At 67.2% G+C, this 23,810-nt stretch carries 25 protein-coding genes; 15 read left to right on the top strand and 10 right to left on the bottom strand.

Annotation, left to right across the window (positions count from 1 at the left end; all coding sequences use genetic code 11):
• Positions 1–104: 104 nt before the first annotated feature.
• Positions 105–668: a YggT family protein gene (locus tag KHO22_RS28710; RefSeq protein ID WP_211950573.1), complete on the bottom strand. Its 564-nt coding sequence runs from the start codon at positions 666–668 to the stop codon at positions 105–107.
• 236 nt (positions 669–904) lie between these two features.
• Here KHO22_RS28710 and KHO22_RS28705 point away from each other — a divergent pair, with 236 nt between their 5' ends.
• Together KHO22_RS28705 and KHO22_RS28700 are read left to right on the top strand one after the other, a co-directional pair.
• Positions 905–1,360 (top strand): MarR family winged helix-turn-helix transcriptional regulator, encoded by a 456-nt coding sequence (locus tag KHO22_RS28705; RefSeq protein WP_211950572.1) that lies wholly within the window; start codon positions 905–907, stop codon positions 1,358–1,360.
• Positions 1,361–1,495: 135 nt separating this feature from the next.
• Positions 1,496–2,140, top strand: coding sequence for an outer membrane lipoprotein (locus KHO22_RS28700; protein ID WP_211950571.1), 645 nt, complete (start codon positions 1,496–1,498; stop codon positions 2,138–2,140).
• Positions 2,141–2,264: 124 nt separating this feature from the next.
• On the opposite strand, the gene KHO22_RS28695 is transcribed toward KHO22_RS28700, so the two are convergent.
• The 3 genes from KHO22_RS28695 to KHO22_RS28685 form a co-directional block, all read right to left on the bottom strand.
• On the bottom strand, positions 2,265–3,824 hold the full coding sequence (locus tag KHO22_RS28695; protein WP_211950570.1) for an acyl-CoA synthetase: 1,560 nt from the start codon (positions 3,822–3,824) through the stop codon (positions 2,265–2,267).
• A gap of 114 nt (positions 3,825–3,938) precedes the next feature.
• Positions 3,939–4,652: a dienelactone hydrolase family protein gene (locus tag KHO22_RS28690; protein ID WP_211950569.1), complete on the bottom strand. Its 714-nt coding sequence runs from the start codon at positions 4,650–4,652 to the stop codon at positions 3,939–3,941.
• Between the two features lie 77 nt (positions 4,653–4,729).
• A complete protein-coding gene (locus tag KHO22_RS28685) occupies positions 4,730–5,398 on the bottom strand; it encodes a phospholipase D family nuclease (protein ID WP_211950568.1) in 669 nt (222 codons plus the stop codon).
• A 205-nt stretch (positions 5,399–5,603) separates the two neighbouring features.
• Between KHO22_RS28685 and KHO22_RS28680 the strand changes: the two genes are divergently transcribed.
• Positions 5,604–5,810 (top strand): dodecin, encoded by a 207-nt coding sequence (locus tag KHO22_RS28680; protein ID WP_211950567.1) that lies wholly within the window; start codon positions 5,604–5,606, stop codon positions 5,808–5,810.
• A 38-nt stretch (positions 5,811–5,848) separates the two neighbouring features.
• Here KHO22_RS28680 and KHO22_RS28675 read toward each other — a convergent pair whose 3' ends face one another.
• Entirely contained in the window at positions 5,849–6,193 is a 345-nt protein-coding gene (locus KHO22_RS28675; protein WP_211950566.1) for a YgiW/YdeI family stress tolerance OB fold protein, read from the bottom strand.
• Between the two features lie 142 nt (positions 6,194–6,335).
• On the opposite strand from KHO22_RS28675, the gene KHO22_RS28670 reads away from it, so the two are divergent.
• The 9 genes from KHO22_RS28670 (at position 6,336) to KHO22_RS28630 (ending at position 17,701) form a co-directional block, all read left to right on the top strand.
• On the top strand, positions 6,336–6,695 hold the full coding sequence (locus KHO22_RS28670; protein WP_211950565.1) for a hypothetical protein: 360 nt from the start codon (positions 6,336–6,338) through the stop codon (positions 6,693–6,695).
• Between the two features lie 96 nt (positions 6,696–6,791).
• On the top strand, positions 6,792–7,982 hold the full coding sequence (locus KHO22_RS28665) for an FIST signal transduction protein (RefSeq protein WP_211950564.1): 1,191 nt from the start codon (positions 6,792–6,794) through the stop codon (positions 7,980–7,982).
• 106 nt (positions 7,983–8,088) lie between these two features.
• Complete coding sequence (locus KHO22_RS28660; RefSeq protein ID WP_211950563.1) at positions 8,089–9,243, top strand: exonuclease SbcCD subunit D; 1,155 nt, start codon at positions 8,089–8,091, stop codon at positions 9,241–9,243.
• Positions 9,240–12,302: an AAA family ATPase gene (locus KHO22_RS28655; RefSeq protein WP_211950562.1), complete on the top strand. Its 3,063-nt coding sequence runs from the start codon at positions 9,240–9,242 to the stop codon at positions 12,300–12,302. Before KHO22_RS28660 ends, KHO22_RS28655 begins: the two co-directional genes overlap by 4 nt.
• 772 nt (positions 12,303–13,074) lie before the next feature.
• Positions 13,075–13,734: a 3-oxoacid CoA-transferase subunit A gene (locus tag KHO22_RS28650; protein ID WP_211950561.1), complete on the top strand. Its 660-nt coding sequence runs from the start codon at positions 13,075–13,077 to the stop codon at positions 13,732–13,734.
• Between the two features lie 18 nt (positions 13,735–13,752).
• Positions 13,753–14,391 carry a 3-oxoacid CoA-transferase subunit B gene (locus tag KHO22_RS28645; RefSeq protein ID WP_211950560.1) on the top strand — a complete coding sequence of 213 codons (639 nt, stop codon included), beginning with the start codon at positions 13,753–13,755 and terminating at the stop codon, positions 14,389–14,391.
• Between the two features lie 28 nt (positions 14,392–14,419).
• The gene (pcaF, locus tag KHO22_RS28640; protein ID WP_211950559.1) at positions 14,420–15,622 is read left to right on the top strand and encodes a 3-oxoadipyl-CoA thiolase; all 1,203 of its coding nucleotides are present in this window, start codon (positions 14,420–14,422) and stop codon (positions 15,620–15,622) included.
• Between the two features lie 142 nt (positions 15,623–15,764).
• Entirely contained in the window at positions 15,765–16,496 is a 732-nt protein-coding gene (locus KHO22_RS28635; RefSeq protein ID WP_211950558.1) for an SDR family NAD(P)-dependent oxidoreductase, read from the top strand.
• 197 nt (positions 16,497–16,693) lie between these two features.
• Positions 16,694–17,701 carry a Bug family tripartite tricarboxylate transporter substrate binding protein gene (locus KHO22_RS28630; protein ID WP_211950557.1) on the top strand — a complete coding sequence of 336 codons (1,008 nt, stop codon included), beginning with the start codon at positions 16,694–16,696 and terminating at the stop codon, positions 17,699–17,701.
• A 184-nt stretch (positions 17,702–17,885) separates the two neighbouring features.
• Here KHO22_RS28630 and KHO22_RS28625 read toward each other — a convergent pair whose 3' ends face one another.
• Positions 17,886–18,110, bottom strand: a complete 225-nt coding sequence (locus tag KHO22_RS28625; protein ID WP_211950556.1) for a hypothetical protein — start codon at positions 18,108–18,110, stop codon at positions 17,886–17,888.
• Between the two features lie 305 nt (positions 18,111–18,415).
• On the opposite strand from KHO22_RS28625, the gene KHO22_RS28620 reads away from it, so the two are divergent.
• Positions 18,416–19,006, top strand: coding sequence for a PadR family transcriptional regulator (locus KHO22_RS28620; protein WP_211950555.1), 591 nt, complete (start codon positions 18,416–18,418; stop codon positions 19,004–19,006).
• 31 nt (positions 19,007–19,037) lie between these two features.
• On the opposite strand, the gene KHO22_RS28615 is transcribed toward KHO22_RS28620, so the two are convergent.
• Together KHO22_RS28615 and KHO22_RS28610 are read right to left on the bottom strand one after the other, a co-directional pair.
• Positions 19,038–20,036, bottom strand: coding sequence for an NAD(P)H-dependent flavin oxidoreductase (locus tag KHO22_RS28615; protein WP_211950554.1), 999 nt, complete (start codon positions 20,034–20,036; stop codon positions 19,038–19,040).
• Positions 20,037–20,101: 65 nt separating this feature from the next.
• Positions 20,102–20,536, bottom strand: coding sequence for a nuclear transport factor 2 family protein (locus KHO22_RS28610; protein WP_211950553.1), 435 nt, complete (start codon positions 20,534–20,536; stop codon positions 20,102–20,104).
• 199 nt (positions 20,537–20,735) lie between these two features.
• On the opposite strand from KHO22_RS28610, the gene KHO22_RS28605 reads away from it, so the two are divergent.
• Both KHO22_RS28605 and galE read left to right on the top strand, forming a co-directional pair.
• Positions 20,736–21,758, top strand: a complete 1,023-nt coding sequence (locus KHO22_RS28605) for a tyrosine-type recombinase/integrase (protein WP_211950552.1) — start codon at positions 20,736–20,738, stop codon at positions 21,756–21,758.
• 136 nt (positions 21,759–21,894) lie between these two features.
• Positions 21,895–22,914 carry a UDP-glucose 4-epimerase GalE gene (gene galE, locus KHO22_RS28600; RefSeq protein ID WP_211950551.1) on the top strand — a complete coding sequence of 340 codons (1,020 nt, stop codon included), beginning with the start codon at positions 21,895–21,897 and terminating at the stop codon, positions 22,912–22,914.
• Between the two features lie 111 nt (positions 22,915–23,025).
• On the opposite strand, the gene KHO22_RS28595 is transcribed toward galE, so the two are convergent.
• Both KHO22_RS28595 and KHO22_RS32755 read right to left on the bottom strand, forming a co-directional pair.
• Positions 23,026–23,334 (bottom strand): H-NS histone family protein, encoded by a 309-nt coding sequence (locus KHO22_RS28595; protein WP_211950550.1) that lies wholly within the window; start codon positions 23,332–23,334, stop codon positions 23,026–23,028.
• A gap of 109 nt (positions 23,335–23,443) precedes the next feature.
• Positions 23,444–23,575, bottom strand: a complete 132-nt coding sequence (locus KHO22_RS32755; protein ID WP_268914548.1) for a hypothetical protein — start codon at positions 23,573–23,575, stop codon at positions 23,444–23,446.
• Positions 23,576–23,810: the final 235 nt, after the last annotated feature.

Below are 23,810 nucleotides of genomic sequence, written 5' to 3'. Positions count from 1 at the left end.
ACTTCGACCGCCATCATGCCGAGAAAACAATTCGACGCCTGCTCAAACGTCTCGCCGACCTTGGGTGCCACGTCGATCCCATCGCTCATGCTGTCTAACGCTTCTTAGTAGTGCATGCCGAACACGCCCACGCTCAGCCGGGCGATGATCATCAGCAGGATCTGCGCGACCAGGAACAGCACCAGCGGCGACATATCGAAGCCGCCCAGGCGGGGCATCACGCGCTGGATCGGGCGCAGCAGCGGCGCGGTGAGATGGTTGATGGCCGGCGTGACGGGCGAATGCGGGTTCACCCACGACAGGATCGCCATCAGCAGCGTGACCCACATCACCAGGCTGATGCCCCACTTGAGCACATAGAGCAGCGCGGCCAGCAGCAGCATCGGCAGGAAATCGAGCAGGTCGCGGCCCGTGAGCGTCGCCACCAGCAGCAGGAACGCCAGCGCGGTAAGCCAGGCGCCGGTGACCGTGGCCCAGTCGATGCCGCCCAGCCCGGGAATGACCCGGCGCAATGGCCGCACCAGCCAGTCAGTGACCTGAAAGACCCCCTGCGACACGGGGTTGCGCGTGGGCATCCGGGTGACCTGCATCCACACGCGCAACAGCAGGGCCATGCCGAACAGCGTAAAGACGGTATCGAGCAGGAAGAGGGCGATTTCCGTGAACATCGGTCAGGTTTCCGTGGCGGTGATGGCGGTGGTGGCGGTGATGAGGGTGCATGCAACCGCACAGATTCTGCCATAGCCGGATGCCGGGACGGCGCGGCTTCGCATAATCCGTTGTGGCGGGACACCCCCAGACTTGCCCCTATAATTGCGTCGATCCGAATTCTGCCGCTTGCCATCCCTTGCGCGGACGCGCGGTTTTTCCGCCTTGTCCGCCTAATCCGCCTTACCTGCCGCCTATGCCCAGCAAGTCCGCCTCCGCGAAACCGTCGCCACTCAGCAAGCCGGACTTCGAGGCGCTTTCCGACTTCCGCTACCAGCTCCGGCGCTTTCTCCGCTTTTCGGAAGACGCGGCTCGCGACGAAGGCGTGACCGTGCAGCAGTACCTGCTGATGCTCCATATTCGTGGCTGCGCCGGCAAGGACTGGGCGTCGATCGGCGAACTGGCCGAGCGGCTCCAGGCCAAGCAGCACGGCGTGGTCGCCCTGGTGAACCGCTGCGAGGCTGCCGGCCTGGTCAAGCGCAAGCTCAATACCGAAGACCGCCGCGTGGTCCAGGTCCACCTGCTCGCCAAGGGCGAGCGCTGCCTGAACCGGCTGGCCATGCTGCACCGGACCGAACTGGAATCCTTGCGCGGGACCTTCCGCGTGGCCCGCATCACTGCATTCAACGACGACGAAGCCGAGCGCGACTGAAGCCGTTGCGCAGCGATATCGACGGCGGTGCCGTTACAGCCGGTTACCAATCACAATTCGTGGTGACACCCGCCAGGCGCCGCTGGGCCTAGACTCGCGCGCATCCCAACACGCGAATTCGCAGGAGTCGTTTCCATGTCCATCCCCTTTCGTTCGGTTGTGCTTGCGGTGCTCGGTGCCGGCGCGCTGGCCGGTTGCGTGACTGCGCCTTATGGCGGGTATGCAGGTGCGGGCGGATATTCGGGTGGCTATGGCGCCTATGGCGGCAGCACCGCCGCCACGCAGGCCGGTTATCCCCAGGGGTCCTACCCGCAGGCCTCCTATCCCCAGCAGGGATATCCGCAGGCAAGCTATCCGCAGCAGCAGGGCTATCCGCAATCGGGCTATCAGCAGGGTTATCCGGCTGACAGCGGGTACGGCAACAGCGGCGCCGAGCAATATGGCGTGCGCTACGGCTGGGTGGAAACCATTGAAGTCGTGCAGGGGCAAGCGCCTTCCACGAGCGGTGCCGGCGCGGTGGTCGGGGGCGTCGTGGGCGGTCTGCTGGGGCACCAGGTTGGTGGCGGGCGCGGCAACACCGTGGCCACCATCGGCGGCGCGGTCGTCGGCGCCCTGGCCGGCAATGAAGTGGAAAAGCGCGGCAGCGCTGTGCCGCCTGCCTATCGGGTGCGGGTCAGGACCAATGACAATGGGTATCTGACGGTGACGCAGGCCAATCCGTATCAGCTTCGGAACGGGGACAGGGTGAAGGTGGAGAATGGGGTGGCGGTGCCTTATTGATTGGGCGCCGTGCCGGGGGATGTCATTCCTGGCAGGCGCCGCTGTTTTGCCGGCGTAGCCGGCAGAACAGCGGCGTCAGTCATGCACGCGAACGCAGACAAGGGTTGAAAAGCCGCGCGGACCCTCAGCCTGCCGCACCGCTGACCTCATCACCGAACAACCCGGCGTAATCCTCGCGCAGCTTCCGCTTGAGCAGCTTCCCCGCTGTATTGCGCGGCAGGTCCGCCACGAACACCACGCGCTTGGGCACCTTGAACGGTGCAAGCGCACAGCGCGCATGGGCAACCAGCGCCTCCTCGCTGGCCGTGGCATCGCGCTTGAGCACCACGCACGCGGTCACGGCTTCCACCCACCTGGGATGGGACAGCGCGAAGACCGCCACTTCTGCGACGGCGGGGTGGGTGTACAGGCATTCCTCGACTTCGCGGCTCGACACCAGCACGCCCCCCGAGTTGATCACGTCCTTGATGCGGTCCACGACATAGAGGTACCCGGCTTCATCCATATAGCCGAGATCCCCCGAATGGAACCAGCCGCCGGCAAATGCCTCGGTGGTCTGCCCGGGCTTGTCCCAGTATTCGGTCAGCAGCTGCGGCGAGCGGTGCACGATCTCGCCGAGCGTGCCTGGCGCGACGTCGTTCATCTTCTCGTCGACGATGCGCGTTTCCACGTTGAGTACAGGCCGGCCCGCCGAAGCCGGGCGCTCCGCATGTTCTTCGGGGCCGAGCACCGTGGCGAGCGGTCCGATCTCGCTCTGTCCGTAGCAGTTGTAGAAGCGCAGCGCGGGCAGCTTCGCCTGCAGTTCCAGCAGCACCGGCACGGGCATGATCGAGGCGCCGTAGTACGCCCTGGTCAGCGTACCCAGGCGCACGGGCTCGAAGCCGGCGTGCCGCAGCAGGGCGATCCACACCGTGGGCGGCGCGAAGAAGCTGGTGATGCCTTCTTCGTGAATCGTGCGCAGGCAGAAGCCGGCCTCGGGGCTGTCGGCGATCAGCGTGGTGCCACCGCACAGCAGCAGCGGCATCAGGAACACATGCATCTGCGCCGAGTGGTAGAGCGGCAGCGCCGCCAGCGAATAGTCGCCGGCGCGCACGTCGCAGGCCGCGATGGTGCTCACGTACTCGGCCAGCAGTGCACGATGCGTGAGCACGGCACCCTTGGGCGCGGATGTGGTCCCCGAGGTGTACAGGATCTGCGCGGGCATATCCTCGGCGAGATCGGACAGCACCGGTGCGACAGGACCGTGCGCGGCCGCCGCCAGGACGTCGCGCTCGCCGCCGCCGTGCAAGGTGCCGCTCACGCGGCAGGGCAACCCCTGCACGCGCTCGGCGAGCGACGGATCGGCGAAGATCGCGCTCGCGCCCGACTGCGTGACGATGTACTCGGCCTCGGCGCGCGTCATCGAGAAATTCACTGGCACATGGATCAGCCCGGAACGCAGGCAGGCCAGCCACAGCAGCACGTACGCGTCGGAGTTCTTGCCGAAGGCCGCGACGCGATCGCCGGGCCGCAGGCCCCACTGCGCGAGCGCGCCTGCCACGCGCGCGGCGGCCTCGTCGAGCTGCCGGTAAGTCCAGCTGCGTGAGCCGAAACGAATGGCGGTCTTGGCTGGGCTGCGCCGCACGGCACGGGCCACGGCATCGGGGATGGTGTTGCGCAGGGCGCGCTGCTGCTCTGACTGCATGGTGGTCTCCGTCGTTTTGGTTTGGATCCAGCAAGTCTTGAAGCTCAGCAGCGCAGCATACGGTTGCAGCGCGCCCGTGGCAAGGCGGGCCGCTGCGGCGAGGGGCCAGGGCGCTTACAGCGTCTGGGCCAGGAAGGCCAGCGCGCGGCCGTGCGCGAGTGCCGCGCTGCGCTGGTTGTAGCTTGCACGCGCCCAGCAGTTGAAGCCGTGGTCGGCGCCCTCGTAGACGAACACCTCGGTGCCGCGCTTGCCGGTCACCGCGGCGCGCACGTTGGCGACCGCATCGGGCGTGATATGCGCGTCGAGCGCGCCATAGTGGAACTGCACCGGCACGTTCAGCGCGCTGGCTTCCTGCAGGCTGTTCTGGATGCCGCCGCCGTAGTAGGGCACGGCGGCATTGACCAGCCCGCGCGCCGCGCTCAGGTAGGCGAGCAGGCCACCAAAGCAATAGCCCACCGCGGCCACCTTGCTGCCGGCGCCGGTGTGCGCGCGCAGCGCGCGTACGGTCGCGGCGATGTCGCGTACGGCGGCTTCGACGTCGACGGACTTGCGCAGCGCAAAGGCCTGTTCCATGTCGGCGCCGGCGTAGCCGAGTTCGACGCGCGGGGCGTTGCGCCAGAACACGTCGGGGGCGAGTACCGTGTAGCCGTCGGCCGCGTACTGGTCGGCCACGGCGCGGATGTGTTCGTTGACGCCGAAGATCTCCTGCAGCAGCACGATGGCGGGGCCATCAGGCTGCACGCCCGCGGGTGGCAGGCTCAGGTAGGCGTCGAAGCTGCCCGCGTCGGCGTCGACGCGGATCCATTTGCTGTCGGGAATGGCTGGCATGATGGCTGGTTCCAGTTGGGTCGGGGGTGGGCGAGCCGCAAGTTTGCCACCGTTGGCCGAATCATGCCGGCGCTGCGTCAGTACGCCGACGACTGCTGGTAGCGCGCTTTCCAGTTGTCGGTATAGGCCTTGACCACGGCCGCGTCGCCGCGGATCAGCATGCCGTTCTCGGCGTTGCGTTCCTGGGCGGACTTGGTGAAGTTGAAGGAGCCGGTGAACACGGCCTGGTCGTCGAACACCATGACCTTGTTGTGGGCGATGGCGGGCTTGGTGTCGATGACGACCGGGATGCCTGCGTGCTTGAGGAAGGTCGCGCTGGTGTAGCGCTCGCTCACCTGGCTCTTGTCGAGGATCACGCGCACGTCCACGCCGCGCTTGTGCGCCTGCGCCACAGCCTCGGCGATCGGCTTGCTGGTGAAGGAGTAGGCCTGGATCAGCAGCCGCTGGCGCGTGCCGCGAATGGCGTTGACGAGCAGGTCCTGGCAACTCACACCGTCCGGCACGAAGCACAGGGTGTAACCGCTGCCGGAGGCGAACGGCCTGGCGTTGACCGGCCGCGCCGACGCGTCCGGACGCGCGGCCTGGCCTGGCGCCGCCGGCAGCCTGGCGATCGCCTCGTTGAAGGTGCTGCTGATGGTATCGGTGATGCTGTCGAGTGCCGAGGTGGAGCGGGCCTGGGCGAGGCCGGTTGCGCATGCGGCGAGGAGCAGGGCGGACAGGGCCGCGCGCTTGAATCGGTGGGTCACGGTGCTATTCGGTTCGGGGACGGAGGCGCAGCATCGCCACGCCGCGCGGCAATGCGGGCCCGCAGCGTAGCAGCAGGCTTCACACGGAACAAGCCGCCCGTGTGTAACAGTCCTTTTCGCCGCATGCGTCTACTGGGCTTTCGCCGTGGGCGTGCCTATGATGGATGGAACCGCGCCGGGTGCCAGCCGGCCAAGGAGAGGGGACATGAGCGACCATACCTACAAGCTCGTCGAAATCGTCGGCTCGTCGCCCGACGGCTGCGACAGCGCCATCCGCAATGCGATTACCAAGGCCGGCGAGACCATCAAGCATATCGACTGGTTTGAAGTCGTCGAAACGCGGGGCCATATCGCCGACGGCAAGGTCGCGCATTTCCAGGTGACACTGAAGATTGGCTTCCGCGTGAGCTGAGCGCGCCGCGGAGCCCGGCGGCCCGCGCGTGTTTCCGGTCAGGGCAGGCGGATTTCCTTTACGTCGAAGTGCGATTCGCCGATCAGTTCCTTGTCGTATTCGCCGCGCAACTCGACCGTGGTGCTGGCGTCGACCGCCTTTTGCGCAGGCCAGCGCGAGGCCTTGATCTTCACCTGCATCTGGCCCGTGCCGTCCGAGAACAGGTAGCGCTCGTGCCCGACGTTGCTGACGATCTTGCCGCGCAGCACGGCCTGCTGGTCGTCCTTGCCGTCCTGCTGCAGGGACTTGACGGTGGCGGCGGGGATGGCCGAGGGGCCGGTGTACTGGGCGTAGGCGGTTGCGGCTGCCACGGCGAAGGCGGTGGCGATCAGGATGCGTTTCATGGTGCTTGTCCTTGTATCGTTCGGGATCCTGGGGGCGACGGAAACGATGATGCCCCGGCATGGCTGAACCGATGCTGAACAGGCCGCGCTTCCCACATTCCGCCTTCCCGCACATGCTGCGGCCTTGCGATGGGGATTGCTGATGACCTCGCGCGACCGGTCCCCCGAAGCGTGGGACCGCTTCTATGTCCTCGATGAACGCAATGAACCGCGGGAAGTCGCCGACCGCCGCGAATGGTCGCGCTGGATGGAGGAGAACGATCCCGTGTTTCGCCGTACCGTGCTGGAGGCCAGCGGAAGTACGGTGACGACGCGCTTTCGCGGGGTGTCCGAAGCCGCGCCGGTGGACACGCCGCTGTTCATCACGCGTGTGGCCGGCATGGCGGACCCCGCGGAGAACCGCAGCTATGGCGCCCGTTCACTGCAAGCGGCGCTGGCGCAGCACGAACGGATCGTGCAGGCGCTGCTGCACGGCGAACGCGTGCGCAAAGACCGGGAGTAACCTGGCCAGTGCCGCCGGAAAGAACGGTGTCCGTCCCGCGGTGTCCAACCTGAACCGCTGGACCGCCAGCGGAGGCGCCCCAATGGAGGATCCATCATGCATGACGCGGCCTTCGTACACGCCCACGCCGCCAATGCGCGCTGGCAGGAGGCGCTGGCCGACTGCCGCATGCAGCTGGAAGCCCAGCTTGCGGTGCAGCAGGCGCAGCACGGCCATGCCGTCACGCTGACGCTGGGCTGGTGCTACCTGAGCGATTACTACGCGCCGGCGGCCGAGCGCATTCTCGATGCGCTGCAGCAGGAATGGCCTGGCGTCGCATGGGTCGGGACCTCTGCGGTCGGTGTCTGCGCCTGCGGCGTCGAGTACATCGACGAGCCGGCCATGGTGCTGATGGCCGCGCCGCTGCCGCGTGACGCCTTCCGCTTGTTTTCGGGGCGCCAGCCATTGCCCGCCGCTTCATCCGGCTTCACGCCCCATGCCGCGCTGGTGCATGCGGAAGGCTCGACGCCTGACCTGCAGGACCTGCTGCACGAACTGAGCGAACGCATCGCCACCGGCTATCTGTTTGGCGGGTTGTCGTCGGCGCGCAACCGGACCCTGCAGATGGCCGATGGCATTTACTCGGGCGGCTTGTCGGGCGTCCTGTTCGGCCCCCGGGTCGGCCTGATCTCACGCGTGACGCAGGGCTGCCAGCCGATCGGGCCGGCGCGCACCGTGACACGCGCGGACCGCAATCTGCTGTTCACGCTGGACAACGAACCGGCGCTCGACTGCGTCCTGAAGGACCTCGGACTCGCGCGCGATGCGCCCACGCAGGACATGGCCGAGGCGCTGTCCGGGACGCTCGCCGGCCTGAGCGCGGGGGCGGACGACGCGCCGAGACTGCCCGGCATGTTCGGCGCCGAGACCATGGTCCGGCACCTGATGGGCCTGGACGTGCAGCATCGCATACTGGCGCTGGCGGACGTGGCCGAACCCGGCATGCGGCTCGCATTCTGCACACAGAACCCGTCCGCGGCGCGCGCCGACCTGATGCGCATCGGCACGGAGATTCGCGCCGAGATCGAGAGCGGCACGGTCGGGCGGGTGCTTGGCGGGCTCTATATCAGCTGCTCCGGCCGGGGCGGCCCGCATTTCGGCGCCTCCAATGCCGAGCTGCAGCTGGTGCGCCGCGCGCTCGGCGAACTGCCGCTGGCAGGGTTCTTTGCCAATGGCGAGATCGCGCGCGATCACCTGTACGGCTACACGGGTGTGCTGACGGTGTTCACGGGTCCGGCAGGGGCCTGAGGCGGCACGCGCGACCCTCGCGCAGTCCGCGCAGTTATGATGCCGGTTGTACCGCGTGCCGCCGTGCCGGACACGCCACCCTCACACCGCAGACCAGGTATCCATATTGCGTTTCCTGCATACCGCCGACTGGCATCTCGGGCGGCTCTTCCATGCCCGCAGCCTGATCGAAGACCAGGCCCATATCCTCGACCAGTTTGTCGAACTTGTGCGCGCCGAGCGCCCCGACGCCGTGCTGATCGCCGGCGACGTCTATGACCGCGCCGTGCCGCCTCCGGAAGCGGTGGCGCTGCTGGACGACGTCCTGGCACGGATCATCCTGGATGCGGGCGTGCCCGTGGTGCTGATCGCGGGCAACCATGACAGCGCGCAGCGGCTGGAGTTCGGCGCGAGACTGATGCAGTCGCAAGGCCTGCACGTGGCCGGCTGCACGTCCGCCACGCCGGCCAGCGTGGCGTTGCACGATGCGCACGGCGAGGTGCGCATCTATGCGCTGCCGTATGCCGAACCGGCCGTCGTGCGCGACGCGCTGGGCGCCGAGCTGGCCACGCATGAAGCCGCCCTGTGCGCGCAGCTGGACGCCATCCGGGCGATCCATCCGCACGGCGTGCGCTCGGTGGTGGTGGGGCATGCCTTCGTCGTTGGCGGCGCGGTCAGCGAATCGGAGCGGCCCTTGTCGGTGGGGGGCAGCGGCGCGGTTGCCGCGCAGGCCTTCGACGGCTTTGACCTGGTGGCGCTGGGCCACCTGCACCGGCCGCAGACCATCGACGGGCGGCTGCATTATGCGGGCTCGCTGCTCAAGTACTCGCTGTCGGAGTGCAGCCACGAAAAGTCCGTGTCGATGATCGACCTTGGCGGCGACGGCAGCGTACAGATCACGCCCATGCCGTTGCGGCCGCTGCGCGACCTGCGCATCGTCGAAGGCGAACTGGCGGGGCTGATCGCGGCTGCCGCCGCTGAAGCCGATGACGCCCGGCGCGATGACTATGTCTATGCGCGCCTGACCGACACCGGCGCGCTGTTGGACCCGATGGCGAAGCTGCGCCAGGTCTATCCCAATGCGCTCGCGGTCGAGCGGACCGTGCTGGCGCGCGCCGGTGCGGCGGGCGACGCCGCGCGGCGCCTGCGCGAACAGAGCACCGGCGAACTCTTCGCGAGCTTCTTCCGCGAAGTGGCCGATGCCGAACTCGATGATGGCCAGCGCGTCGCGCTGGAGCAGGTGCTGGCCGGCATGGCCGCCGCGCAGCGGGAGTCGGCATGAGGCCATTGCACCTGACGATGCAGGCCTTCGGGCCGTTCTCCGGCACCGAGGCGATCGATTTCACGCAACTGGGCGAGCAGGCCTTCTTCCTGATCCACGGCCCCACGGGTGCCGGCAAGACCACGCTGCTCGACGCTGTCTGCTTTGCGCTGTATGGCGACACCTCGGGCGGCGAACGCACCGCGCAGGCCATGCGCAGCGCCAATGCGGCGCCCGGGCTGCGCACGGAAGTCGTGCTCGAATTCAGCCTTGGCGCGCAGCGCTACCGCGTCGTGCGTTCGCCCGCGCAGGAGCGGCCGAAGCAGCGCGGCGAAGGCATGGTCACCGAGACCGCCAAGGCACAGCTCGATGCCTGGGAGGGCGATGGCTGGGTCAGCAAGGCGGGGCAGCCGGCCAAGGTCAGTGACGCCATCCGCGAGTTGCTCGGGTTCGACAGCGCGCAGTTCCGCCAGGTCATCGTGCTGCCGCAGGGGCGCTTCCGCGAGTTGCTGACGGCCAGTTCGCAGGGGCGGCAAGGCATCCTGGAGCGCCTGTTCCGCACCGAGCTGTACCGGCACGTGGAAGAGCTGCTGAAAAGCGAGGCGGCCGGCATCCGGCGCGACGCCGAGCGCATCGTCGACCAGCGCCAGGCGCTGCTGCGGCAGTTCGACATGGAGTCGACCGATGCGGTGGCGCAGGGCATCGCGCAGCTCCAGCAGGAACTGCAGGACCTGCAGCAGCAGGAGCAATCGGCGCGCGCCGCCCAGGCCGCCGCGCAGACTGCCTTGCAAGGCGGCGAGCAGGTGGCGGCGCGGCTGCGCGAACGTGCCGACGCGCAGGCAGCCCATGCGGCCTTGCTGGCCCGCAAGGCGGCGACCGATGAACAACGCCTGCGCCTGCACGCGGCACGGCGGGCCACGCAGGCGTGGCCCGCCATCCAGCATCTGGAAACCGCCGGACGCGACCAGCTGGCCGCGCAGGCAGCGGCGGAGCAGGCGGCCGGCGCGCTGCGGCAGCAGCAAGGGGTGGCCGCGCAGGCGGGCGAGCGGCTGCAGGCCGAACTCGGGCGCGGCGATGTGCGTGAGGCGGCGCAACGCCGCGTGATGGAGTTCGAGGCGCTGCTGCCCCGCGCGCGTCAGCTTGGCAACCTGCGCCAGTCGCTGGAGGCGGCCGTGCGACAACAGGCCGACGCCGTCGCCGCGCGCGATCGGGCCGCACAAGTGCTGGCACAGAGGCAGGTGGAACTGGCCACTGCGGAAGCCGACCAGCGCCAGGCACAGGTGCTGGCCGCACAGCTTCAGACCCTCGGCCTGCAGCTGCAGGCGGCCCAGACGCGGGCGAAGCAGATTGCGCGGTACCGGCAGACCGGACAGGCTGCGGCGACGGCGCGCGACGCACTGGCGCGCTGCGACGCGGCCGCTGCCCGTGCGGCCACGCACCGGGACACGCAGCGCGCGGCTCTGTCCATGACGGAGTCGGCCTGGCGGGCAGGGCAGGCCGCGCGCCTTGCCGCCGTGCTGGCGACGGGCGAGGCGTGTCCGGTCTGCGGCGGCACCGATCATCCGGCGCCGGCGCAACACAGCGCGGAACTCGTCTTGGACGATGCGCTCGAGCAGGCGCGTGCCGCCTCGCGCGAGGCCGATGACGCCGCGCTGCGCGCCGCCAACGCCCGGCATGCCGCGCATGCGGAAGTGCAGCGGCTGGCCGCACAGCTTGCGGAGGTCGCAGCGGATATCGGCGACGCCGCGCCGCAGGCGGTGGATGTCACGGCACAGCAACTGACCGTAGAGACCGCTGCGCTGGAGCGGGAGCTTGCTGCCGCGCAGGCATCGGCTGCCCGGCTGGAGCGCATGCCGGCAGCCATTGACAAGCGGCGGGCCGTGCTCGCGGCCGCCGATGATGCCCACCGCAAGGCGTGCGCCTCGGTGGAATCCACGGCCCAATCGCTTGCGCAGTTGCAGGGGGAATGGCGCGCGGCATGCGCGCAACTGCCCGACGACGCGCGCGATCCCGCAGCCATCGAGGCGGGCCTGCACCAGGCGCGCGCGCAGTTCACCGCGCTCGGCGGCGCGCTGGAGGTGGCGCAAGCGGCCGACAAGCAGGCTGGCGCAGCGCTGGCCGGGGCCGAAGCGGCCAGCCAGTCGGCACTGGCCGTGCTGGCCCGCGCAGGCGAGCGCCTGCTGGAAGCCCGGAACGCGGCGGACGCGATGCTGGCCGCTTCGGGCTTTGCGGATATGGCGGCCTTCGGCACGGCCCGGCTGGACGCCGCGGCCATCGACGCGCTGGATGATGCGGTCCGTACGTACGATGAGGCCCTCGCGGTGTCCGCGCACGGCCTGTCGCGCGCCATCGTGGCTGCCGAGGGACTGGCGGCGCCGGATCTGGATGGCCTGCGCGTGGCGGCGTCGGCCGCCGCCACTGCCGTGGAAGGCATGGTCCGGCAGCAGGCCGACCGCGCACGCATGCGCGACAGCCTGCTGCAATGCCAAAGGCAGCTCGATGCACTGGCTGCGGCAAACAGCGAGATCGAAGCGCGCTACGCCATCCTCGGACGGCTCGCGGAAGTCGCGAACGGGAATAATCCGCGCCGCATGACCTTCCAGCGCTTCGTGCTCGCCACGCTGCTGGACGAGGTGCTGGAAGCCGCCTCTGTGCGCCTGCTGGCAATGAGCCGTGGCCGCTACACCCTGCAGCGCGTGCGCGAGCAGGCCGACCAGCGCTCGGCGGGCGGACTCGACCTGGAGGTGTTTGACTATGACACCGGCGCGGCGCGCCCGGCCAATACGCTGTCAGGCGGCGAAGGGTTCCTGGCCTCGCTGTCGCTGGCGCTAGGGCTGGCCGATGTGGTCCAGTCGCGCGCAGGCGGCATCCAGCTCGACACGTTGTTCGTCGACGAGGGCTTCGGCACGCTCGATCCGGAAAGCCTGGACTTTGCCATCCGCACCTTGCTGGACTTGCAGCAGGCGGGACGGCTGGTGGGGATCATCTCGCATGTCGCGGAACTGCGCGAACGCATCGACGTGCGGCTGGAAATCCGGCCTGGCACGGCGGGCAGCCGCGCGGTGCTGCAACTGCCCTGAGCGGGAGCCGGTTCAGCCGCGAGCACCTCAGGCCGCGAACACCTGCTGGCAGCGGATGGCCATGATCTGCGCCTCGAAGGCCCGGCTGCAAGGCACGGCAGGCGCACGCGCGGGCGTGCGGGAGGCGCTTGCAGGGCCGGCCCGGAAGGCAGAATATCCAGCATCCAGTCTTGCCGCGTGGTGCGCAGGATCCGGTCGAGTGCGACCTGATAATCCTTGTGAGTCCGGGAAGGGTTGGGGCTGGCGAAGGCGCGTGCCATGATGTCCGACTCCTCTTTTGTTCTGGTCCGGCCGCGTTGGGCCGGACTGGTTCTGGTGCAGACTTGCCGTGGCGTGCCGGGTGGTCCGGTGGCGGTCGTCTTGTGGCTGGTCTTGATGGAAGCATAGGCTGGAGCGCGCGGCGGCCGTATCGCCACCGGGCCGATTGTGACGTCGGCTCAGTCCTACAGAGAGGTCGTGGACAGGAGAGGGAGTCCCGCCGCGTGCGACTCACGGCATGCTGCGACATGGGCGGCCGATTACCGGACAAGCTCTTTGCAGTCGCCTTGACCCGTGTTTGCCGCGGGGTGTACTCTGTTCAGAGTGCGAATTCAAGTTCGTAATAAGAACAAATTCAAACACTTCTGTTGGAACCCGTCATGGCTAGCGCGCTGTCATCGGTGCTTGCGCCAGACGCCTGTCCGGCAGGGATTGCCCGGAGACAGTTTTTGCGCGCCGCGCCTTGCGGCCGGTCCCGGCACCTGCCAGACCCTCATCCCGGACTGGAACGCAAGTGATCAACAAGATATACGACTCGGTGGAAGCGGCAGTGGCCGGCATCCACGACGGCGCCACCATCCTCATCGGCGGCTTCGGCATGGCTGGCATGCCGGCGGAACTGATCGACGCGTTGATCGCCCAGGGCGCGCGCGACCTCACCATCGTCAACAACAACGCCGGCAACGGCGACACCGGCCTGGCGGCGCTGCTCAAGACCAAGCGCGTGCGCAAGATCATCTGCTCGTTCCCGCGCCAGACGGACTCCTATGTGTTCGATGCGCTGTACCACGCCGGCGAGATCGAACTGGAACTGGTGCCGCAGGGCAACCTGGCCGAGCGCATCCGCGCCGCCGGTGCCGGCATCGGCGGTTTCTTCACGCGCACGGCCTACGGCACGCCGCTGGCCGAAGGCAAGGAAACCCGCATCATCGATGGCCAGGGCTATGTGTTCGAAAAGCCCATCCACGCCGACTTTGCCCTGATCAAGGCCGACACGGCCGACCGCTGGGGCAACCTGACCTACCGCAAGACCGCTCGCAACTTCGGCCCGATCATGGCCATGGCTGCCAAGTGCCCCATCGTGCAGGTGAGCCACCTGGCGGAGCTGGGCGAGTTGGATCCGGAGCACATCGTGACGCCGGGCCTGTTCGTCAAGCGCGTGGTGAAGGTCTGAGCGAGAAGGAGAGCGAACATGCAAAAACTGACCCGCGACCAGATGGCCGCACGTGTGGCCAAGGACATCCCGGAAGGTGCCGTGGTGAACCTCGGCATCGGCCTGCCCACGCTGGTGGGCAACCACCTGCCGGCAGACAAGGAAATCCTGCTGCACAGTGAAAACGGCCTGCTCGGCATGGGCCCCGCGCCCGCACCGGGCGAGGAAGACGGCGACCTGATCAATGCCGGCAAGCAGCCCGTGACGGTCAAGGCCGGCGGCTCGTACTTCCACCATGCCGACTCGTTCGCCATGATGCGCGGCGGCCACCTCGACTTCTGCGTGCTGGGCGCGTTCCAGGTTTCCGAGAAGGGCGACCTGGCCAACTGGCACACCGGCGCACCGGGCGCCATCCCCGCCGTGGGCGGTGCGATGGACCTCGCCATCGGCGCCAAGCAGGTGTTCGTGATGATGGAGCACCTCACCAAGCAGGGCGAAAGCAAGATCGTGCCGCAGTGCACCTATCCGCTGACCGGCATCGGTTGCGTGACGCGCATCTACACTGATCTGGCCACCATCGACGTGACCGCCGACGGGCTGGTCGCGCGCGACCTGGTGGAGGGGCTGGGCTTTGACGAGCTGCAGCGCCTGACCGGCGTTACCCTGATCCAGGGCTGACCACTGACATCAAGACCGAGAGAGAGACATGACCGAAGCCTTTATCTGCGACGCCATCCGTACCCCCATCGGCCGCTACGGCGGCAGCCTGTCCGCCGTGCGCGCGGACGACCTGGGCGCGGTGCCCCTCAAGGCGCTGATGGCGCGCAACCCGAACCTGGACTGGTCCGCCATCGATGACGTGATCTACGGCAACGCCAACCAGGCCGGTGAAGACAACCGCAACGTGGCACGCATGTCGGCGCTGCTGGCGGGCCTGCCGCAGGACGTGCCGGGCGCGACGCTGAACCGCCTGTGCGGTTCGGGCATGGACGCCACCGGTACCGCCGCGCGCGCCATCAAGGCCGGCGAAGCCACGCTGATGATCGCCGGCGGCGTGGAAAGCATGAGCCGCGCCCCGTTCGTGATGGGCAAGGCCAGCAGCGCGTTCTCGCGCGATGCGCAGATCTTCGATACCACCATCGGCTGGCGCTTCATCAACCCGGCGATGCGCGCGGCGTACGGCGTGGACTCGATGCCCGAGACCGCCGAGAACGTCGCCACCGATTACAAGATCGGCCGCGAAGACCAGGACCTGATGGCGCTGCGCAGCCAGGAAAAGGCCTCGCGCGCGCAGGCCGACGGCACGCTGGCGCAGGAAATCACGCCGGTCACCATCGCGCAGAAGAAGGGCGACCCGATCGTGGTCGAACGCGACGAGCACCCGCGCGCCACCAGCATGGAAGCGCTGGGCAAGCTGCGCGGCGTGGTCCGTCCTGACGGCACCGTGACCGCCGGCAATGCCTCGGGCGTGAACGATGGCGCCTGCGCACTGCTGCTGGCGAGCGAAGCCGGCCTCAAGCAACACGGCCTGACCCCGCGTGCGCGCATCGTCGGCATGGCAACCGCCGGCGTGGCACCGCGCGTGATGGGCATCGGCCCGGCACCGGCCACGCAGAAGCTGATGAAGCAGCTGGGCATGACGCTGGACCAGATCGACGTGATCGAACTGAACGAAGCGTTCGCCGCGCAAGGCCTGGCCGTGCTGCGTGAACTGGGCATCGCCGACGACGACAAGCGCGTCAACCCGAACGGCGGTGCGATCGCACTGGGCCACCCGCTCGGCATGAGCGGCGCGCGCCTGGTGACCACCGCGATGTACCAGCTGCACCGCACGGGCGGGCGCTTCGCGCTGTGCACGATGTGCATCGGCGTGGGGCAGGGCATCGCCATGGTGATCGAACGCGTCTGACGCGTCGGTGTCGCGCATGCGCCGCGGCCCGGTACCGGTCGCGGCGCATCGTCGTCTCCCTCCCGGGGAAGGCGGCATGCGATGAGTGAAGCAGCGGTTGTTAGCAAGACCCGGTCCGCGAGCGGCCGGAGCGGAGTTGAAGATGTCTCTTCCGAACGCCACGATCGTCACCGGCGCCAGTTCCGGTATCGGGCGCGCCATCAGCGAAATGCTGCTGGCAGACGGCACCACCCGGGTGGTCAATATCGACTACACGGAGCCGGGCTGGTCCCACCCCAACCTGTCGTTTTTCCAGGCTGACCTGACCAACGCCGAGGCGACAAGCGCCGTGGCGCGGCAGGTCACCTCGCAGTTCGCGGTCACGCGGCTGGTGAACAATGCGGGCGCGACGCGCCCCGGCACCGCCGACACGGCCACCGTGGCAGACCTCGACTATGTCGTCGGCCTGCACCTGCAGGCGGCGATGCTGCTCACGCAGGCCTGCCTGCCGGCCATGCGCGCCGCCGGGTTTGGCCGTGTGGTCAACATGGCTTCGCGCGCGGCGCTGGGCAAGCCCGAGCGCGTGGTCTACTCGGCCACCAAGGCCGGGCTGATCGGCATGACGCGCACGCTGGCCATGGAGCTCGGCGGCGACGGCATTACCGTGAATGCGGTGGCGCCGGGCCCGATCGCCACCGAGCTGTTCCGCAAGAGCAACCCCGAGGGCAGCGAGCAGACCCGCCGCATCCTGGCGAGCATCGCCGTGAAGCGCATGGGTACGCCGGAAGATGTGGCGCGTGCCGCGCTGTTCTTCCTGTCGCCCGACAATGGCTTTGTCACGGGCCAGGTCCTCTATGTGTGCGGCGGGACCACGCTTGGCGTGGCGCCGGTCTGATCCCCGGGGCTTCAGGCATTCACAAGAAAAGACGTTAATAAAACGTCATATCAGGATGTGATCCTTCCGGTCACAGCCTGCACGAAGGCAGCGCCACCGCGCTGCCTTCTTCCAGGGCAGCAATCACGCTATCCAGCATAAGCCCGCGACCGGCGCCATGCGCGCGCACGGGCAACAAGGACAACCGGAGCAAACCGATGAGACCCGATTCCCAGACCTCCACGACCCGCCGCCGCCTGCTGGCCGCAGGCATTGCGCTGGCCACCACCATTGCCGGCTTTGCCGGCGCCGCGCATGCGCAGGGCGGCTACCCGGCCAAGCCGATCACGATGATCGTGCCGTTCTCGGCCGGGGGCACCACCGACATCCTGGCCCGCATCGTCGGTCTGCAGCTGGGCAAGGCGCTCGGCCAGCCCGTGGTGATCGACAACCGTCCGGGCGCGGGCGGCAATATCGGCGCTTCGCTGGCCGCCAAGGCACCGGGCGACGGCTATACGCTGTTCATGGGCACCATCGGCACCCACGCCATCAACCAGTCGCTGTACTCCAAGCTGCCGTATGACCCGGTCAAGGACTTCGCGCCGATCAGCCGCGTGGCGATGGTGCCGAACCTGGTGGTGGTGAACCCCAAGGTGCCGGTGAACAACATCAAGGAACTGATTGCCTATGTGAAGGCCAATCCGGACAAGCTGTCCTACGGTTCGTCGGGCAGCGGCTCGTCGATGCACCTGTCGGGCGAGCTGTTCAACTCGATGACCGGCCTGCACATCCAGCACATCCCGTACAAGGGCAGCGCGCCTGCCGTGAACGACCTGCTGGGCAACCAGATCGGCCTGATGTTCGACAACATGCCGTCGTCGTATCCGCACGTGAAGGCGGGCAAGCTGCGCGCCATCGCCGTGACCTCGGCCAAGCGCTCGCCGGCGCTGCCGAACGTGCCGACCGTGGCGGAATCGGGCGTGCCCGGCTATGAAGCCACGTCGTGGTTCGCGCTGTATGCCACCGCCGGCACGCCGCAAGCCATCGTCGACCGCCTGAACGCCGAAGTGGTGAAGATCCTCGCCATGCCGGAAGTGAAGAAGCAGATGGCCGACCAGGGCGCCGAGCCGTTCCCGGAAAAGCCGGCCCAGCTCGCCGCGTTCATGAAGACCGAGACCGCGAAGTGGGCGAAGGTGGTGAAGTCCTCGGGCGCGACCGTGGACTGATCCTGGCGATGGTCATGCCTTGAAGAGAGCCGGCCCTGGGCCGGCTCTTTGCTTTGGTGCCGCGGAACCGCTTCATGGCGCGTCAGGTGGGCAGGCAAAAAAAACCCGCGGAATCGGCGGGTTCAATCCGTGCCCACTGGAGGGCCGGAGGAGACAACCGGCGGTTATCCCGGAGCAGGCTTGGCTATCCCAGGCAGTACTTCACCACCTGCTCTTCGACGCCCACGAAGCGCACGAGCTGGCGCAGGCCGCTGGCGTATTCCTTGATGTGGTGGCCGTCGGGCGTATCCGGCAGCCGGTAGTAGACCGGTGCGCGGGCCGGCAGCACCGCGATTTCGCTCGCCGGCTCCTGCCTGGCATCTGCCTCCCAGGCGACGTCACGGTCTTCTGCAAGATCGTGTCCTCTCATTTGAATTGGCTCCGGTGACAAGGCGCGAGCAGGGTGGGGGCGATGCCAGCTTCGCGCAGACGGGTGGCAATGTTCGCAATGTATGCCATGCTTCGCAAAAATGCCATTTAGCATTTTTTAATTCTCTGAGGCATGTGTTTTCAGAATTGTCAGTCTTGTCGGTTCTCTGGCCATTGTCGTCTTGCGATACATCGGCGCCCGGCTATCACGCAAAGCCTTGCGCTACCATAGCGCGGTTCCCCGAGGAGGCTGCGCTCGCATGCTTTCCGGCCTTCAATCGCCAGCATGGCTACCTTTCCAGCCGAATGTCGACCCAGCACGCCCTGTTGATTTCCCTGATCGAGAAACCGTCGTCCGGTTATGACCTGGCGCGCCGGTTCGATCGTTCCATCGGCTATTTCTGGCACGCCACGCACCAGCAGATCTATCGCGAACTTGGACGCATGGCCGAGCACGGCTGGATTGCCGCCGAGGAGACCGACCAGGGCGGCGACGCCAACGGCAATGCCGCGCCCAATGGCGAAGAGAAGAAGAACCGCAAGAAGGTGTATCACGTGCTGCCAGCCGGGCGCGACGAACTGGTGCGGTGGGTGCTGGAGCCCGGCGCGGGGCTGGACCAGCGCGAGGAGATCCTGGTCAAGCTGCGCGCGGATGCGGCGATCGGCCCGCTGGGCCTGGCCGATGAAATGCGCCGGCTGATCGCGCTGCACCAGGCCCGGCTGGAAACCTACCAGGCCATCGAGCGCCGGGACTTTTCCGATGCGCGCCAGGACCGCGGGCAGCAACTGCGCTTCGCGCTGCTGCGCCGGGGCATTCGTTTCGAACAGGACTGGGTGGCCTGGGGCAACGAGTTGATGCCGCTGCTGGCGATGCCTGCGGGCGATCGCCAGGACTGAGTCCGGTTTCCCTGAGGCCGGTTCCGCTTGGTCAGGCGACGTCCGCGGTTTGCGCCTGCGACGCGCCGGCGCCATCGGGCAAGCCGAGGCGGCGGCGGGCCAGTGCATACTCTTCGGCGAAGCGGCGCACCAGTTCGGCGGCCGGCACCACGCGCTTGATGGCGCCCACACCCTGGCCGGCACCCCAGATGTCCTTCCATGCCTTGGCGCTGGCCGAGCCGAAATTCATCTTCGACGGATCCGATTGCGGCAGGGCCGCCGGGTCCAGCCCCGCACGCTCGATGCTGCCGCGCAGGTAGTTGCCGTGCACGCCGGTGAACAGGTTCGAATAGACGATGTCGTTCGCGCTGCTGTCCACGATCATCTGCTTGTAGCCGTCCTGGGCGTTGGCTTCCTGCGTGGCGATGAAGGCCGAGCCAATATAGGCCAGGTCCGCGCCCGCGGCCTGCGCTGCCAGGATGGCGTCGCCGCTGGCAATGGCGCCTGACAGCAGCAGCGGGCCGTCGAACCACTCGCGGATTTCATGCAGCAGTGCAAAGGGTGACAGCGTGCCGGCATGGCCGCCCGCCCCTGCCGCCACGGCCACCAGCCCGTCGGCACCCTTCTCGATCGCCTTGCGCGCAAAGGCGTTGTTGATGACGTCGTGCAGGACGATGCCGCCGTACGAATGCACCGCCTCATTGACCTCGGCGCGCGCGCCCAGCGAGGTGATGACGATGGGCACCTTGTAGCGCACGCACAGCTCCAGGTCATGCTCGAGCCGGTCGTTGGACTTGTGCACGATCTGGTTGACGGCGAACGGCGCGGCCGGGCGGTCCGGGTTCCTGGCGTCGTGTTCCGCCAGTTCGGTCGTGATGCGGTCCAGCCATTCTTCGAGCTTCGGCGCCGGCCGCGCGTTGAGCGCGGGGAAGGAGCCGACCACGCCGGCCTTGCACTGGGCAATGACAAGGTCCGGGTTGGAGATGATGAACAGCGGCGAGCACACGACCGGCAGCGAAAGCCGGTTCTTCAACTGGGCGGGAAGGGACATGCGGAAAGCTCCTCGGTGGAATCGGGCGGGTAGGGCGGCGAGGGGGCGGCGCGGGCGCGGCGGCTTCAGGCCGCCCCGGTAAGTACTTGCTTCTGGCTGGCCAGGCGTGCGCCCATGGCGGCGCCGAGTGCCTGCAGGCCGCTCAGCGGACGGATCATGACTTCGAATTCGGCGATCTTGCCGGCGGCGTCGAAACGGATCATGTCGATGCCCTTGAGCTGCTTGCCGTCCACGTTGGCGCTGAATTCGAGCACCACGCTGTGTCCGTCTTCGCTGACGAAGCTGCGGTGGTAGCGGAAGTCCTGGAAGACCTGGTTGACGGTGATCAGCACCAGCACGATGGCGGCGCGGCCCGGGTACGGCGTGTGGGCCACGGGCGAACGGAACACCACGTCGTCGGCCATGATGTCTCCGAGCCGTTCGAAGGCATGCGTGGCAAGCATCTCGTGCCAGGCGGCCAATGTGGTACGGGCGTTCGGAATCAGCGCAGCGGCATTCATGGGTGGTGGTCTCCTCGTTCTACGTGGTCAGCAGGCAACTGAGAATTGGCACTATGCAACCAGTTGCATTGATGAGCAAAAGGTAGCACGAGGAGGACGCTCCCGCAAGCTCGGCCTGCATGGCGATCGGTCCGACCGCCCGGCCAGTGACGCCTTGTCTACAATAAGCGCGTTACCGTTACCTTTTGCCGGAGAGTCAGTGACCACTCAGCGCAGCGAGTTCAGCGCGGACGGACCGCAGGCAGCCCTGTTCGATGCCGACCTGGCAAGCTGGCGCAGCCATCCCGAGCGCGCCTTCGATGGCTGGCTGGCGCGCAACGGCTTCCGCCACGGCACCAGCGTGGTCTATCGCGCCATGTGGGGAAAGCTGTTGCGCTGGTCCGCGGAACGCGGCCTGGCGCCGCTGTCCTGGTCGGCCGGCCAGATCGGCGAATTCCTGGACGAGCAGGATCTCCACAAGTCGCACCGCTATCGCTATACCCGGCTGATCGAGCGGATCTATAACTATCTCGCCCGTCTTGAGGAAGGTCTGCACAACCCGGCCAGCCAGGCGGTGCGCGCGCATCTGGCCGAAGGCGAGAACGATCCGACCGCATTCCTGCTGCCCGGCGAGCGCGACCTGTTGATCGCGCGTGTGCTGGGGCCGGCCGGCGAAGCTGCGCCGGATGGGGCCGGGGCTTCGCCTACGGCATGGAAGCGTGCGCGCGATGCCGCGATGGTGGCAGTACTGCTGGGTGCGGGGCTGAAGGTGGGGGAAATCCGCGGATTGCGCACCAGGGCCATCGATACCGGCCATGCCGGACGCGTGGTGCTGCGCATGGCCAAGCCCGAGACCGGCCGCACCTATGAAGCGCCGCTGTTTGCCTTCGCCCACCGGGCGTTGGCCGCATGGCTGTCGCTGCGCGCGGCGTCCGGCACGCTGGGCGAACTGGTGTTCCCGGCCATGCCGAGCGGGCGCCCGATGCATGCCGCATCCGTTTACCGACGCGTAGAGTTGCTGCTCGACCAGGCCGGCGTGCTGTCGGCGCGCAGCGAACGGGCATCTCCACAGACGCTGCGCAATACCTGCGGCGCCATGCATTTCGAAGCCGGCGCATCGCCGGCTTCGGTAGCGCAGTGGCTCGGCATGCGCGACTTCGAATCCGGCTGGAGGCTGCGCGCCGCACATGAGGCGTGGGTTGCCCGGGCGGGGATGCTTCCGGTTGGTGGCGCGGACGACTGAACCTGGCGCCAGCCAGAGTCCCGGGTAGGCGATAATGGTCGTTGTTCCGGCCTATGCGTCGCATCTTGCACCGGCTTGGGTGTGCCCGCCGTGGCCGATGTTCGCCCATCTTTTCTCGATGAGTTACCGAATCCCCATGTCCCAGACTTTGCTTCTTACCGGCGCCACTGGCTATATCGCTTCACATACCTGGGTGGCATTGCTCAATGCCGGCTACAAAGTGATCGGCCTCGATAATCTGTGCAATAGCAGCCGTGTGGTGGTGGACCGGATCGCAACGATTACCGGGCAGACACCAAATTTTGTCGAAGGCGATGTCCGCGACCGCGCGCTGCTGGAGCGCCTGTTCGCGGAGCATCGTATCTCCGGTGCCATCCATTTCGCGGCACTCAAGGCGGTCGGCGAATCCGTCGGCCAGCCGCTCGAGTATTACAGCAACAACCTGGACGGCCTGGTTACGCTGTGTGCCGCCATGCGCGATGCCGGGGTAAAGCAACTGGTGTTCAGTTCGTCGGCCACGGTGTATGGCAATCCCCATACCGTGCCGATTCTCGAGGATTTCCCGCTTTCGGCGACCAATCCCTATGGGCAGACCAAGCTGATGGGCGAGCAAATCCTGCGTGACCTGGAAAAATCAGATCCGGAGTGGCGCATTGCCTACCTGCGGTATTTCAACCCGGTCGGGGCGCATGAAAGCGGCCTGATCGGGGAAGATCCGCGCGGCATCCCGAATAACCTCATGCCCTATGTCGCCCAGGTGGCCGGCGGCCGGCGGGAAAAGCTCATGGTATTCGGTGGCGACTATCCGACGCCGGATGGCACCGGCGTACGCGATTACATCCACGTCTGCGATCTCGCGGACGGACACCTGGCCGCACTGATCTGCCTGCGTGATCGCGGCCAGAGCATGACGGTCAACCTGGGCACGGGCCGCGGCTACAGCGTGCTCGAGGTTGCGGCCGCCTACGAGCGGGCCAGCGGGCGCCCCGTGCCCCACGAGATCGTGGCACGCCGGCCGGGCGATATTGCATCGTGCTATGCCGACCCGACGCTGGCGCACCAGTTGCTGGGCTGGCAGGCGCGCCATGATCTCGATCGCATGTGCGAGGATTCGTGGCGCTGGCAGTCCACCAATCCCAACGGGTTTGACGCCTGAGAATCTTGCGCGTACCCGTTTCTGCGTTGCCGCGATGAGCGGCAGCCGCCGCAAGCAAAAACGCCACGGAGTTTTCCGTGGCGTTTTTGTTGCGACTACAGCGGTCGAATCTCAGCGGATGAGGAAATCGTCCACCGATTTGCCGGCTGCCAGAGCCTGGGTCAACCAGCCCGGGCGCTTGCCGCGGCCAGTCCAGGTGTTGCCGGCGCTGTCACGATAACGCACGGGCACCTTGCGGTTGACGGCCTTCTTGCCGGCTACAGCCTTCACGCCAAAACCGAGATCTTCCGCCGTCAAGCCATATTGGTCGATTTTTTCGCGAATATCGGCAATCACTGCAGCCTGCTCACGGGCCTTGATTTCTTCGGCCTGCTTTTGCAGTTCGTTGATTTTCTGAACGATTTCCTGATAAGTCGCCATTTGGTCCTCGGGTATCGGGTGGGTGCGGAATGTCGAAAGGCATTATATCGGGCTAACGCGCGGCTGCAAATCTTTCATGCGCGATTGACCAGCAAGATTAGGAAGATTCTCAAGCAATATTGCCCTGAACTTTTGCCATCGCACCTTGTCGCGCTGCGGTTAGCGGCGCGCCAGTGCTGACACAGGTTGCCAGCCGTGCGCCGAAATCTGCCAAATCGGTCATTTGTTTTTCATCACGCATGGCGGGGCGTGCCGATGGACTTTGCCGGTGCGAAAAAACACATAATCCTTAACTGGCAGGAAGAATTGGCGGAAATGCTATTTTTTCGGAGTGTCCCGATGACACGAAATGATGAGTCACGTGGCGCATGTCCGACATTTTGGATGTTGCACTGCAAATATTGGAGCTGGCTCAAGAACCGAGTGGGCAGGCCGTTATCCGGGCAGGGCGGATCGTCGGGTGTGTCGGTTCGCCG

Origin of the sequence: Cupriavidus yeoncheonensis (assembly GCF_905397275.1) — a bacterium.
GTDB classification, from domain to species: Bacteria; Pseudomonadota; Gammaproteobacteria; order Burkholderiales; family Burkholderiaceae; genus Cupriavidus; species Cupriavidus yeoncheonensis.
Note: the sequence above shows the minus strand (reverse complement) of the source record. Positions and strands in the feature narration are given on the sequence as shown.